This is a genomic window from Bacteroidota bacterium, from assembly GCA_016711505.1.
In the GTDB taxonomy this organism is placed as follows: Bacteria; Bacteroidota; Bacteroidia; order AKYH767-A; family 2013-40CM-41-45; genus JADKIH01.
Map to the genome: position 1 here is coordinate 432019 of JADJSV010000001.1, position 13553 is coordinate 445571.

Consider the following 13553-nt stretch of genomic DNA (forward strand, 5'->3'; position numbering starts at 1 on the left):
CTGATGAAAACTGTATATTTGACTTTTTACAATAATGAAATCAATAACACTTATTCAACATCGTCTGACTGATGCTTTCAGAAAGTTCACGAGTTCACAAAAGATCTCGGGTATACTTCTGCTCATTGTTTCTGTTGTTTCGCTGATACTTGCCAATAGCGGATTCTCATCATCGTATATACATTTCTGGGAATCTCCGATATACCATAATGGTGATGTTCATATCAGCCTGCTTCATTTTATCAATGATGGCCTGATGACAATTTTTTTCCTGCTTGTGGGATTAGAGATCAAGCGGGAATTAATAGCCGGCGAGTTGAAAGGCTTTCAAAGAGCTTCTATCCCTGTTGCAGCTGCCATTGGTGGAATGCTGGTTCCGGCAGTGTTGTATTCACTGTTTAACAGCGGTCTGGATTCAGCCAGCGGCTGGGGAATTCCTATGGCAACGGATATTGCATTTGCAATTGGAATTATTTCTATTCTGGGAAAAAGAGTTTCAGACGCCGGAAAAATTCTGATCACCGCTATTGCTGTTGTTGATGATCTTGGAGCAGTGATAGTGATCGCTCTTTTTTATTCTGCATCGATCAGTATTTTTTATCTGGCTCTCGCCGGACTGACAACTGTACTGTTATCCTACTTCAACTATAAACGATTAAGTAATATCTGGCTCTATATAATTCCGGGTATCTTTCTCTGGTACTGTATTTTTCAGTCGGGTATACACTCTACCATTGCAGGTGTGATCCTGGCAGCAACAATTCCTTTTCACAAGAGTGAAACTTCCTTGCTGATGCGAATGGAATCCGGTTTGCATACAGTAGTCAATTTTGCGATCATGCCGATATTTGCAATGGCAAACACAGCTATTTTTATCGATGGTGATATTATGAGCCACTTAACAACACCGGAGAGTTTTGGTATCAGCCTCGGATTGATCCTGGGAAAACCTATTGGCATTTTAATGATGGTTACTTTAATGGTTTCATTGAAAATAAGTTCTCTTCCAAAGGAGATCTCTTTTACCCAATTGCTTGGATTAGGATTTCTAGGTGGAATTGGTTTTACGATGTCCATTTTTATTTCTATGCTTGCTTTCACTGACATAAATTTCATTACCAATGCAAAAATTGCAATTGTATTTTCAAGTCTGGCAGCAGGAATTATTGGTTATTCAATTCTGAAATTCTCAAAAACAACTACGGTATGATGGAAATGAAAGAACTGGCTGAACAATTGCGTAAGCCACATGGTGAAAATTCAAAATTAGTTACTGACCTGATGGCGATAAGTAACAGACCACTCTATGAATTTACTTATAAGAAACTCGATCTTTTTCCTGAAGCAAATATTCTAGAGGTTGGTCCGGCTGATGGTCATTTTGTCCATGACCTGTTTAAAATTGAAAACTCTGTTTCTTATACAGGGGTAGATCTTTCTGAAGATATGATCAAAGCAGCTGATCAGACAAATTCTGACCTGGTCAAAAATGAAAAAGCCAGATTCACCAAAGGTGATATTTTAGAACTTCCTTTCGATGAAAATTCATTCGACAGGATTTTTACGATCAATACGCTCTACTTCTGGTCTGATCCTGAAAAAGGAATTCGTGTTTTAAACCGGATACTTAAACCTTCCGGAAAATTGTTTATCGTGATCCGTTCAAAAGAATCAATGGAGAAAATGCCATTTACACAATATGGTTTTACTATGTATTCGAAAGATGAATTGATCCAACTCCTGACTGAAAACGGGTTTTCAGCAGTTTCAGTTCTTTTAATTTCCGAAACTGCAGAACTTCCAAGTGGTGGAAAAGCCGATATGATATCCTTTTGTGCAATTGCAGAAAAGAAGTAATTTTGAGTGGAAAATCCACATGATATGAAAGTGAACTTTACTTTATTTATCTGCCTGCTAAGTTTGTCACCTTCAACCAATGCACAAAAGGTCTCTAAACTGACAATTACCGACAATTTGAATATGACAGGCCGGTTTACTTTAGGAAAACCTAAGCCTGAAGCTCCAAAAGATACTTTCTATTTATTGACTGAAAAAGGCACACAAGTACTTTTTTATGCAGAACTTCAAAACACTGACAGTGTTTCACTTGTTCATCCTGCATTGAAGTTTACAGCATATAAGGACCAGAATGGAAAATCTGAATGGGTCGTCGATAAAATTATTGATGTGAAACAGGACGCAACGTATGTTATGACTGCTTTCAATTTTTTCACGACCGGAGCATTCAAGATCATTATTACTCCGGAAGAGTCTAAAGATGTATTGGCTCAGGGAGATTTTACAATAACGAAGTAATTATTTTCAGAACGATACATTAAGTATGTTTAAATTTCGTTGAGTAATAAGTGATCATTATCCTGTTCTTAAAATAAGTTAAATGAAGCTCATGAAAATTTATTCATTCGTATTTTTGCTGATGTCATTATCAGCTTGCGGACAAACTAAAAAAAATCAACCAATTCCAATTGCCATGACAGATACAAAAGCAACGAATATAGATACTGCCACAGTTGGTGGCGGATGTTTCTGGTGTACAGAAGCACAATTTCAGATACTTGATGGAGTAATTTCTGTTCAGTCGGGGTTTTCAGGCGGTACCATAAAAAATCCATCGTACCGCGAAGTTTGTATGGGAATTACAGGTCATGCTGAAGTAGTACAGGTTGCTTACGACAGGACTAAACTCAATTATGCAGATGTACTGAAAGCATTCTTTGAATCACATGATCCGACACAACTGAACCGCCAGGGAAATGATGTGGGAACTCAATATCGGTCTGTGATCTTTTATCATTCTCCGGAACAGAAAAAAGTTGCAGAAGAAATTAAAGCAGAACTTGATAAATCGGGTGCGTATTCATCAAAAGTAGTGACTGAAATTTCTCCGTATACCGTTTTTTATAAGGCCGATGATAGTCATCAGAATTATTTCAATGAAAATAAAGAAGCTTCTTATTGTCAGTTTGTGATTGCACCGAAACTGGAGAAATTCAAAAAAGTTTTCAAAGGAAAACTAAAAGGTGCTGAGCACTGATCCGGTAAAAAAATAAAGGAGCCAACTATCCACATTGACTCCTTCCCACCACATCCAATAAATATTTTTATTGTCTTACGACAAATAATTATCTTCAAGCTTCTGCTCTTACGAGACAGTAATTCGTATGAAATTATTGAGGGGAACCGAAATCAAACGGCACTGCATTTCAGCTTAGAAAAAGAATAGATTCTTATAAACTTTAAAGGTCCACATCCTTTTTATCCCTCCGATAAATTAACCGGATAATTACACACATATGCTTTAACGCCCCTGTTTTCGAAAGGTTATGTTGCTAAAGTAGAATCTTGAAAATGTGTAAGAAAGTAACTGTTTTTCTCATTTCTGTGAACAGTAAATTCTTATAGGGCGAAATTCGCAATAAATCCAATACTACTCTGCATGCTCGATATCCCAGGCATCAAAAAGTATTTTCAGAAATACATTTTCCTGCTGACTCACATTATCATCGGCGCTGACGATCTTAACTGCGAAATCCATAAAATGAATCCGTTCTTCTGAAGTTGAATCCTGATAAAAATCGTCCATGCATTTCTGAAAATGGAGAACGTAATCTTCCTTTTTCAAGACTGAGATCTTTTCCATTGCACCATCAAGACTAACATGAAATGGATAGTTTTCTACGAGATAATTTTTTATGATAAGATCTTCATTGACTGAAAATGAATCATCGACCATAGAAAGGAGCTGAAGCATGTGATAACCGGCTTCTGCTTTGTTTAGTTTTCTTTCAGACATAACAAGTGAATATTTACATGTCAAATTAGGACATTAAAGGCTAATAGAAAAGGAATTTTCGATGAATTATTGACAATTTTTTATGATATTTTTAAAAATAGTTTCAAAGGTGAAAATTAAGTGCTTAATAATGAGTAAATGATTGGATTACAGCCGAAAGTTGGTGCTAAAATATTATGGATCTTTTAATAAAATCCTGACATTTACGATTAATTTTGTGGAAATTTCAGGCTTGTCGAAAGGAACTCTTCTGATTTGGATCTAACTACTTTAACAGCAGGATTGGTGTATGACGGATATTATTAAATTATTACCGGAAACGGTTGCGAATCAGATTGCCGCCGGTGAAGTAATTCAACGGCCTGCTTCCGCAGTTAAAGAACTTTTGGAAAATGCTGTTGATGCTAAAAGCACCAACATCGAATTATTCATCAAAGAGTCCGGTAAAACGTTGATTCGGATCGTGGATAATGGTTCGGGAATGACACCCTCCGACGCACGACTTTCATTTGCACGGCATGCAACTTCAAAGATAAGTTCTGCCGACGAACTATTTTCTATCCGGACAAAAGGATTTCGTGGAGAAGCCCTTGCCTCTATTGCTGCTATTTCACAGGTAGAAATGAAATCGATGAAAGCCGGAGAAGAGATCGGTACTCTGATCGAGATCGAAGGCAATGAATTCAAAGATCAGCAACCTGTAGGGATGCAGTCCGGTACTTCTATCTCAGTAAAAAATCTTTTCTATAATGTTCCTGCACGCAGAAATTTTCTGAAATCAAATCCTATCGAAGCTCGTCACATCATCGATGAATTCGAACGCGTTGCTCTTGCCCATCCGGAGATTGCATTTTCATTGAACATGAATAACATTGAGCATTTCAGATTGCCCATCAGTAATATGCGGCAACGAATTGTAAATATTTATGGAAACAATTACAATGAACGCCTGGTTCCGATTTCAGAAGATACAACTCTGCTTTCAATCAATGGATTTGTAGGAAAGCCGGAATACAGTCGTAAGACCCGTGGTGAGCAATTCTTTTTTGTAAACAGAAGATTTATAAAAGACAACTATCTGCATCATGCAGTAAGCGGAGCTTTTGAAGAGCTTTTACCGAAAGACAGCTATGCATCGTATTGGTTGTACATAGATATTGATCCATCAAAGATCGACGTTAATATTCACCCTACAAAAACTGAAATAAAATTTGAAGACGAACGGTCTGTATATGCAATTGTACGGTCTGCAGTAAAGCGTTCTCTTGGACAATACAACGTTGTTCCAGCTCTGGATTTTGAGAGAGAACAAACTTTTGATGTACCACATTCAATGCGGTATCAACCGGTACAGATGCCAACAGTTTTGGTGAATCCCGGCTATAACCCATTCCGGAATGAAAGCCGGCCTATGGCTGCTGCAGGATGGGATAAAGTTTATGATGATATCCGTAAGGTGCAACTTCCGGCTGCAGATCAAACTTCAACCGGTACTCCTATTGAATTTGAAGAGATCATCATTAACAGTGATAACTTTTTTCAGATCGGCCCTTTTATCATTGCCAAGAATTCCGATAAACTATTACTGATCGATGCTACCGCTGCTCATGAACGGATCATCTACAATCAACTGATCAATAAAATAAATGGTCAGCCAATCAGTTCACAGAGAATGTTGTTTCCACAAACTATTCAGTTAAATTCTTCCGATCTTCAGATCATAAAAGAAATTGAAGAAGAGATCCGTGAATTTGGATTTGATATCAGTGAATTTGGCGTTAATACATATGTCCTGAATGCCGCTCCTGTCGGAATTCCAAGTGGCAGAGAAAAAGGGATCCTGGAAGACATAATTGAACAATACAAACATAATTCATCGGAATTGAGTTCAGGCATTGCTGAGAAACTGGCGTATTCTATGTCGAAAAGTATGGCTGTCCGCCGGGGTGATGCATTATCAGGTGAAGAAATCCAGTCACTCATCATGGAACTGATGAAATCTGACAAAAAAGATCGCGGAATCGATGGTCGCCCGTGTATGAAAGTGTTGAAAACCGCCGACCTTTCCGACTATTTCAAGTGAAAAAAATTTTGATATTGAAAGCAGGTATTTTAACACTTACCGCCTTCTGAAAAACTATGAGTTATCCAAACTTCCGGCCACAGGGATTTGCTATTCCTGAGGTAGTAAAAAATATCCTTATCATCAATGTACTGATGTACTTTGCTACAACAGTTATGGAAAGCAGAGGCGTCGACCTTACTGATGCACTGGGATTACATTATTTTCTATCGGAAAAATTCAAGGTGTGGCAGTTTATTACGTACATGTTCATGCACGGTAGTTTCATGCATATCCTTTTTAACATGTTTGCAGTATTTATGTTTGGGGCAGCAATTGAATCTGTATGGGGTCCCAAAAAATTTCTGACTTATTATATCCTCACAGGTTTAGGTGCAGCAGTTGCGCATTATGCAATCGTGTACTATCAGATGCAACCTGCCATGGCCTTTATCAATGATTACATTGATGCTCCATCTATAGAAAAATTACAGAGTCTCATCAGCTCAGATGCGTTCAAGAATTTTTCTTCACAGGAAATGCTGGAACATTATAATTCCTTTTCTGCAACATTCAATGAGATGGCGAATTCCGATCCTGCCGGAGCAATGAAATACAGTGTTGATTTTGTAAAGGAATTTAAAGCCGATATCTATAATGCTCCTGTTGTTGTGGGAGCCAGTGGAGCTGTATTCGGATTACTCCTTGCTTATGGTATGACTTATCCAAACAGTATCATTTATATCTATTTTGCAATTCCATTAAAAGCAAAGTATTTCGTAATTCTGTATGGATTGATTGAATTGTTTTCCGGGGTTGCAAATGTTCCCGGAGACAATGTAGCACATTTTGCACATTTAGGTGGATTGGTGACCGGATTAATTATTATCCAGTTCTGGAAAAATAATAATCGGAGACGGCAAAAGATTATTTTAATTGAACCATTCCCGCTATGTCATCACTCAGTAATAAACTCAACTCTACTTTAAAAAGCGGCAATGCCCTGCAACGATTATTGCTGGTTAATGTGGGACTATTTCTGATCATCAGAATTACTTTTGCAGTTACTTCGTTATTCAATGTACCTGTTTTCAGTTTTCATGATGTTTCTTCATGGATAGCAATACCTTCCAATACATCACAACTGTTGCTGAGACCATGGTCAGTTTTTACCTATATGTTCTATCACTGGGATTTCCTCCATCTGCTATTTAATATGCTTTGGTTATATTGGATGGGAGCCATCATTCTTGAATATCTTGGAGCAAAAAAGTTGTTCGGAATCTATATCATGGGTGGTTTATTCGGAGCCTTAGCTTATGTCATTGCGTTTAATTCCTTTCCGATCTTTGCAAATAGTGTCAACGTTTCATTTGCACTAGGTGCCTCTGCAAGTGTTCTTGCAATTACCGTTGCTGCTGCTACTCTCCTGCCCGATTATCCGGTTTCACTGATGTTCATTGGGAATGTAGCTTTGAAATGGATAGCTGTTGTGTCGGTGTTACTTGATGTGATCAACATTTCCGGTGACAATGCCGGTGGACATATTGCGCACTTAGGTGGAGCATTATTCGGTTTTATCTATATCAGGTCTCTTCGTAATGGAACTAATTTAACCAAGTGGATGGAAATTCTCAGTGACCGTTTTTCAGGTAAGCGCGGAAAAATGTCCGTAGCATACACCAGAAAAAAATCGGACGAAGATTTTGCTTTACATAAAAAAGCAAAGCAGGAACAAATGGATGAGATCCTTGATAAGATCAACAAATCCGGTTATGGTAGTCTTTCCCAAAGTGAAAAAGATTTTTTGTTTCAAATGAGTAAGGAAGATCAGAAATGACTTCATCGTCTCCGGCCAAATCTGAAAAGACGAATTTATTTACCCGGATCGTATGGGTATTAAATATTTTTGCCCTCATCGGTCTCGCTTTCTCTTATCTGGCTGCTTATGTTAGTCCGAGAACCATCTGGTGGCTTGCTTTATTCGGACTTGGATATGAGTTCATGCTTGTCATCAATCTGATCTTTGTTGCCTATTGGGCTCTCACACGAAACCGGAAATTGTGGTTTTCGTTGATCTTTGTATTGATTGGAATTGGAAAAATTTTCGGTATCATTCAGTTCAATCCGGAATCTGCTGATGAAAAAACTTTGGCAGAACAAGGCCATGTAAAAGTAATGTCATGGAATGTGCGACTCTTTGATCTTTATAATTGGTTTCATAACAATGAAACACGTCATAATATCTTTAATTTTTTAAAAGAAGAATCCCCGGGTATTATTTGCTTTCAGGAATTTTATTCTACTGACAGAAAGAAACCGGATTACAGAAATGCAGATACTGTTCATCATTATCTTAATTCTAAATATTCACATATCGAATATACTGTGACTTTGCGGAAAACTGACCATTGGGGTATTGCAACTTTCAGCAAATATCCGATCGTAAAAAAACAGGCTGTTCATTTTGCCAAGAAAGGTGGAAATATTTTTATTATGTCTGATATCAAGATTGGAAAAGATACAATCCGGGTTTTTAATACGCATCTGGAAAGTATTCATTTCGGATGGAACAGTTATAAGTTCATAGAGAATCTGAATAACGACGATATTCAACAAGATGAATTCAGTGGCGGTATTACTATTTTACGACAACTGAAAAAAGCGTTTGTAAAGAGAGCTACTCAGGTTGAAATATTGCATGATTCAATTGATGCAAGTCCATATCCGGTTCTGATTTGTGGTGACTTTAATGACACCCCTTCTTCCTATTCTTATGAAATTCTTTCCGATGATCTGGAAGATGCTTATAAATTGAGTGGTCATGGATTAGGAAAAACGTATAGCGGACCATTTCCATCTTTCCGTATTGATTATATTTTTCATGACAGTAAAATTAAATCAAAAGGCTTTAGAACGATACATGAGAACTTATCTGATCACTATCCTGTCAGTTGCATGATAAAGATTGATAATTGAGACCAAAACTGCCTTTTTTAATTATAAATCGTTGGGAATAACATTGCCTGAGAACGCAGTTTTCCGTATTTTCGCGCGATGATTTCCGGTGCAACAGTTTCATTTCACACCTTAGGCTGCAAATTGAATTTTGCAGAGACTTCTACGATTGCCAGACAATTGAAAGAGGCCGGTTTCCGAAAGGTGGAATTCGAAACAGGGGCTGACGTTGTTGTGATCAATACCTGTTCAGTAACTGAAAACGCCGACAAGGAATGCAAGACAATTGTCAGACGGGCGCAACAGGCAAATCCTGAAGCTTTCATAGCTATTATCGGTTGTTATGCACAGCTAAAACCTGAAGAGATCTCGGCGATTCCCGGAGTAGATCTTGTTTTAGGAGCAACAGAGAAATTCAATCTACCCGTTTATCTCAATAACCTTAAGAAAAAGGAACTCGCAGAAATTCATTCCTGTGAGATCGGTGATGCAAATACTTTTACATCTGCTTATTCATTCGGTGACAGAACCGGGCTTTTCTTAAAGTACAGGATGGCTGTGATTATTCATGTTCCTACTGTACCATTCCACTTGCCCGTGGAAACAGTCGAAGTGATACTGTATCGAATGTTCTTAAAAATGTAAAAGCTATTGCTGAAAGAGATGTAAAAGAGATCGTACTTACCGGTGTTAATCTGGGGGATTATGGGATCTTCGACACTCATTCTAAAAATCGTGAAACTGATTTTTTCTCATTGGTAAAAGAACTTGACAAAGTTGATGGTATCGAGCGATTCAGAATCTCATCCATTGAACCGAATCTGCTGACTGATGAAATTATTACTTTCGTTTCTACGTCGGAAAAATTTGTTCCTCACTTTCATATTCCATTACAATCAGGTTCTGATAAGATCTTAGGATTGATGCGACGTCGTTACAAACGGAATCTGTATGTGGAACGCATTAACAAAATAAAATCTGTTATGCCCGATGCCTGCATAGGTGTTGATGTTATCGTCGGATTTCCCGGAGAGACTGAATCAGATTTTATGGACACCTATAAATTCCTGACAGATCTGGACATCTCCTATCTTCACGTATTTACTTATTCAGAAAGAGAAAATACGGATGCTGCATTATTGAAGGATGTCGTTCCCATGCACGAAAGAAAACGCAGAAATAAAATGTTGCGGATCCTTTCAGAAAAAAAGAAAAATCATTTTTATTCTCAGTTTATTGACCGGGAATTTCCTGTGTTAATTGAAGAAGAAAACAAAGATGGATTTATTTCCGGATTCACATCCAATTATATCCGGATTGCAATTCCTTATGATCCGGCTTTGGTCAATACTCTTGTAAAAGTTAAATTGGTTTCATTTGACGGTGGTTCAAGTGTAAACTCTGAGTTTATAGAAGCATTAAACACACGAATACCTGAATACGCCAAATAATTTTGAAATCAAATTCGATATACTTACTTATCATTCAATCTAACATAAACTAAATGTACGCAGGATTCACTGATCTATTGAATGATCTTTTCGGAACACATTTCACCTACTCATTTCCACCGATGTTTGGATTGCTTGTAGCCACTTCATTTTTACTGGCTGCATGGACGATGGCTATGGAATTGAAAAGGAAAGAATCGCTGGGTCTACTCCATCCTGTTACCAGAACGATGACAGTAGGAAAACCTGCAGGAATGGATGAGTATTTCTGGAATGCTGTCTTTGGTTTTATTCTTGGCTCGAAGATCTTTTATGCAATCTTTAACAGCGAGGAATTCTTTACTGATCCACAAGCTGCATTATTATCTCTTAAAGGAAGTTTAGCCGGAGGAATCATCTGGGCTGCTGTTGCCATTGGATGGAAATACTACGAAAGCAAAAAACAACTTTTAAAAGAGCCCAAAGAAGTTGAGCTAAAAGTTTATCCGCATCAGATGGTTGCTGAGATCACTATGGCTGCTGCAGTCGGTGGTTTACTTGGTGCAAAAGTTTTTCATTTACTTGAATACTGGAATGACTTCATGGCCGATCCGGCGGGAATGTTTTTCAGCGGCAGTGGACTTACAATGTATGGCGGCTTGATCGTTGGCGGCGCTACCGTTTTATGGTATGGTAAAAAGAATAATATAGCTCCACTACATCTGTGCGATGCTACAGCACCCGGATTAATGCTTGCATATGGAACAGGTCGATTAGGTTGCCAGCTTGCAGGTGATGGCGACTGGGGAATCGTAAATACTTCGCCTAAACCTTCTTTACTTTCATGGATCCCTGACTGGATGTGGTCATACACCTATCCCAATAATGTTGTCGGTGAAGGTATTCCTATTGAAGGTTGTGTTGGAAATCATTGCAATGAATTAGCTCAGGGTGTTTACCCGACTCCGCTTTATGAAAGTATAATGTGTATTTCGCTCTTCTTTTTGTTGTGGGCAATGCGTAAAAAGATCAGTACTCCCGGACGATTATTCTCCTGGTATTTGGTGTTCAATGGAATTGAAAGATTTTTAATTGAACATATCCGTGTAAACTCTCAATATCATATCGGAAACCTTGGCTTTACTCAGGCCCAGTTGATCTCTTTGTTATTAGCATTAGTAGGTGTTCTGGGATTGTTTTATTTCAGGGATAAAAAACAACTTGCCTGAATGGAAATACAGGAACTGCAAAAACTTTGTATCGATGTAACTCTTCTGACTAAAGAAGTCGGCCATTTTATTTTAGAAGAAAGAAAAACATTTTCTCAGAGTCAAATTGAGAAAAAAGGACATAACGATCTTGTATCCTATGTCGACAAAACTGCTGAAGAGCGAATTGTACTAAAATTAAAATCACTTCTTCCTGAGGCCGGATTCTATACGGAAGAAGCAACAGATAATTCCAAAGGTGAAAAGTACAACTGGATCATTGACCCGTTAGATGGTACAACTAATTTTATTCATGGGATTCCATGTTTTTGTATTTCAATCGCCTTACTTGAAAATGACGAACTGATTCTGGGTGTTGTTCACGAGTTAAATCTGGATGAATGCTTTTATGCATGGAAATCCGGAGGTGCATTTATGAATGGCAAAAGTATATCGGTCTCTTCAATCAATAAACTTTCTGATTCTTTGATCGCCACAGGATTTCCTTACCACAATTACGATAGAATGATTCCGTATATGCAAGTCTTCGACTGGTGTATGCGGAATACTCATGGATTACGTCGCTTAGGTTCAGCTGCTGCAGATCTTGCTTATGTAGCCTGCGGAAGGTTTGAAGCGTTCTATGAATATGGACTGAATGCCTGGGATGTTGCAGGTGGTGCAATCATTGTCAAAGAAGCCGGCGGCCATGTTACAGATTTTAACGGAGGCAGCAATTTTATTTTCGGCGGAGAATTGATCGCAGCAAATAAAAAAGTTCATACTGAAATGTACAATGTTATCAGTACTGAGTTTCAAAAAAATTGAACTTGTCATTACCAAAATTTTTTCAAAGATGAAACCAACTATTCTATTCGAAGAAAGTCAGCGTTTCAGCCAGAAATTATTCCGGATAATTTTATTCCTTGTTTCAGCTCTATTCGTCTACGCATTTATACAACAAGTTGTAATGGGTCAGCCATTTGGTAATAAACCTATGAGCAATAAAGGAATTATTGCAGCAATTTCATTTCTTTCCATTTTCAATCTGTTATTTTACAGCATGCAATTAGTAACTACAATTGACGAAGATGCGATCTCTGTGCGATTCTATCCTTTTCACTTTTTTCCAAAGCGTTTTGAATGGAGCCAGCTTCAGGATGTCATTATAAGGGAGTATAATCCAATGAAAGAATATGGCGGCTGGGGCTTGCGGGGTTTTGGAAACAAAAAAACAATGACGGTTTCCGGTAACTGGCTTGTTGAAGTTGTATTTGTAAATGGTCAAAGTCTGTTGATCGGAACAAAACAGCCTGAAGAAATGAAAGCAGCTTTAGCCTTAACGAAATTCAGGAAAACAATCTAGCTCTTATCATTTTTCATTCATTTTGATCTTTTTGATAATGTCGCCCATCATCTCTATCTGAACTTTTTGGATTTCTATTAATTCCTGCTGTTGATGCAGAATCAAATGATCAATTTTTTCATGGAGCATCCGGATCTCCAGCTCTGATTTCAGATTGATCATATAATCTTTCTTTGCACGTTCACGGTCTTTTTCTTCCTGGCGATTTTGACTCATCATAATTACCGGTGCCTGCAATGCTGCAATACACGACAAAATGAGATTAAGTAAAATAAATGGATAAGGGTCATAGCCTTTATTCGTGAACCATGCTACGTTAATAGTGATCCAGATAAGTATAAACAGACCAAATGAAATAATGAATTTCCAGCTTCCGCCAAAAGTTGCAACTGAATCAGCTAACTTCTGTGCTGAAGTCAATTTAACTTCTGTTTCTTCGACGGAATGTACAAGTAACTCACTGTTTTTTACTGATGCAATAACAGTATTTTCCAGTTCCGATAATTCTCCGATTTCACTTTGCAGATAATTTGAAATATACTTTTCCCTATACTCATTCAGTTCTGAAACTGAAATACATGAATCCACTGTGATCTCCGGATGGTCAGTTTTAATTAAAGAAAAGATCCTTGAATTGATTGTCGCAACCTGCACTTTTTCTTCAGGAGAAAATGAAGCCTTTGAAATGTCGCTGATAAATTTCTTTTCCATTTGA

13 protein-coding genes and 1 pseudogene are annotated in these 13553 nt (G+C 37.8%); 12 read left to right on the forward strand and 2 right to left on the reverse strand.

The features are described 5' to 3' along the window. The first annotated feature begins 34 nt into the window (after window positions 1-34). The 4 genes from nhaA to msrA all read left to right on the forward strand — a co-directional run bounded on the left by nhaA (window position 35) and on the right by msrA (window position 3055). Complete coding sequence (nhaA, locus tag IPL24_01920) at window positions 35-1210, forward strand: Na+/H+ antiporter NhaA (GenBank protein MBK8362462.1); 1176 nt, start codon at window positions 35-37, stop codon at window positions 1208-1210. 5 nt (window positions 1211-1215) lie between these two features. Next, a complete protein-coding gene (locus tag IPL24_01925; protein ID MBK8362463.1) occupies window positions 1216-1857 on the forward strand; it encodes a class I SAM-dependent methyltransferase in 642 nt (213 codons plus the stop codon). A 6-nt stretch (window positions 1858-1863) separates the two neighbouring features. Continuing rightward, entirely contained in the window at window positions 1864-2316 is a 453-nt protein-coding gene (locus tag IPL24_01930; GenBank protein ID MBK8362464.1) for a hypothetical protein, read from the forward strand. A 121-nt stretch (window positions 2317-2437) separates the two neighbouring features. Then, window positions 2438-3055, forward strand: coding sequence for a peptide-methionine (S)-S-oxide reductase MsrA (msrA, locus tag IPL24_01935; protein ID MBK8362465.1), 618 nt, complete (start codon window positions 2438-2440; stop codon window positions 3053-3055). Window positions 3056-3448: 393 nt separating this feature from the next. Here msrA and IPL24_01940 read toward each other — a convergent pair whose 3' ends face one another. Next, a complete protein-coding gene (locus IPL24_01940) occupies window positions 3449-3814 on the reverse strand; it encodes a TerB family tellurite resistance protein (GenBank protein ID MBK8362466.1) in 366 nt (121 codons plus the stop codon). A gap of 289 nt (window positions 3815-4103) precedes the next feature. Here IPL24_01940 and mutL point away from each other — a divergent pair, with 289 nt between their 5' ends. The 8 genes and pseudogenes from mutL to IPL24_01980 all read left to right on the forward strand — a co-directional run bounded on the left by mutL (window position 4104) and on the right by IPL24_01980 (window position 12838). Further along, the gene (mutL, locus tag IPL24_01945; protein ID MBK8362467.1) at window positions 4104-5897 is read left to right on the forward strand and encodes a DNA mismatch repair endonuclease MutL; all 1794 of its coding nucleotides are present in this window, start codon (window positions 4104-4106) and stop codon (window positions 5895-5897) included. 56 nt (window positions 5898-5953) lie between these two features. Further along, window positions 5954-6865: a rhomboid family intramembrane serine protease gene (locus tag IPL24_01950; protein MBK8362468.1), complete on the forward strand. Its 912-nt coding sequence runs from the start codon at window positions 5954-5956 to the stop codon at window positions 6863-6865. Beyond that, a complete protein-coding gene (locus tag IPL24_01955; GenBank protein ID MBK8362469.1) occupies window positions 6829-7716 on the forward strand; it encodes a rhomboid family intramembrane serine protease in 888 nt (295 codons plus the stop codon). The genes IPL24_01950 and IPL24_01955 overlap by 37 nt, the downstream gene beginning before the upstream one ends. Next, the gene (locus IPL24_01960) at window positions 7713-8855 is read left to right on the forward strand and encodes an endonuclease/exonuclease/phosphatase family protein (protein ID MBK8362470.1); all 1143 of its coding nucleotides are present in this window, start codon (window positions 7713-7715) and stop codon (window positions 8853-8855) included. The genes IPL24_01955 and IPL24_01960 overlap by 4 nt, the downstream gene beginning before the upstream one ends. Before the next feature lie 78 nt (window positions 8856-8933). Then, window positions 8934-10285: pseudogene (gene mtaB, locus IPL24_01965) on the forward strand (tRNA (N(6)-L-threonylcarbamoyladenosine(37)-C(2))-methylthiotransferase MtaB). Window positions 10286-10338: 53 nt separating this feature from the next. Continuing rightward, the gene (locus tag IPL24_01970; protein MBK8362471.1) at window positions 10339-11493 is read left to right on the forward strand and encodes a prolipoprotein diacylglyceryl transferase; all 1155 of its coding nucleotides are present in this window, start codon (window positions 10339-10341) and stop codon (window positions 11491-11493) included. Next, window positions 11494-12300, forward strand: coding sequence for an inositol monophosphatase (locus IPL24_01975; protein MBK8362472.1), 807 nt, complete (start codon window positions 11494-11496; stop codon window positions 12298-12300). A 28-nt stretch (window positions 12301-12328) separates the two neighbouring features. Further along, entirely contained in the window at window positions 12329-12838 is a 510-nt protein-coding gene (locus IPL24_01980) for a hypothetical protein (protein MBK8362473.1), read from the forward strand. A gap of 6 nt (window positions 12839-12844) precedes the next feature. On the opposite strand, the gene IPL24_01985 is transcribed toward IPL24_01980, so the two are convergent. Beyond that, complete coding sequence (locus IPL24_01985; GenBank protein ID MBK8362474.1) at window positions 12845-13549, reverse strand: DUF1003 domain-containing protein; 705 nt, start codon at window positions 13547-13549, stop codon at window positions 12845-12847. Window positions 13550-13553: the final 4 nt, after the last annotated feature.

Coding starts and splice junctions, on each gene's coding strand:
- IPL24_01980 (MBK8362473.1), top strand. CDS start 12,329: ATGAAACCAACTATTCTATTCGAAGAAAGTCAGCGTTTCAGCCAGAAA.
- IPL24_01940 (MBK8362466.1), bottom strand. CDS start 3,814: ATGTCTGAAAGAAAACTAAACAAAGCAGAAGCCGGTTATCACATGCTT.
- IPL24_01985 (MBK8362474.1), bottom strand. CDS start 13,549: ATGGAAAAGAAATTTATCAGCGACATTTCAAAGGCTTCATTTTCTCCT.
- IPL24_01955 (MBK8362469.1), top strand. CDS start 6,829: ATGTCATCACTCAGTAATAAACTCAACTCTACTTTAAAAAGCGGCAAT.
- IPL24_01960 (MBK8362470.1), top strand. CDS start 7,713: ATGACTTCATCGTCTCCGGCCAAATCTGAAAAGACGAATTTATTTACC.
- IPL24_01950 (MBK8362468.1), top strand. CDS start 5,954: ATGAGTTATCCAAACTTCCGGCCACAGGGATTTGCTATTCCTGAGGTA.
- nhaA (MBK8362462.1), top strand. CDS start 35: ATGAAATCAATAACACTTATTCAACATCGTCTGACTGATGCTTTCAGA.
- mutL (MBK8362467.1), top strand. CDS start 4,104: ATGACGGATATTATTAAATTATTACCGGAAACGGTTGCGAATCAGATT.
- IPL24_01975 (MBK8362472.1), top strand. CDS start 11,494: ATGGAAATACAGGAACTGCAAAAACTTTGTATCGATGTAACTCTTCTG.
- IPL24_01925 (MBK8362463.1), top strand. CDS start 1,216: ATGAAAGAACTGGCTGAACAATTGCGTAAGCCACATGGTGAAAATTCA.
- IPL24_01970 (MBK8362471.1), top strand. CDS start 10,339: ATGTACGCAGGATTCACTGATCTATTGAATGATCTTTTCGGAACACAT.
- msrA (MBK8362465.1), top strand. CDS start 2,438: ATGTCATTATCAGCTTGCGGACAAACTAAAAAAAATCAACCAATTCCA.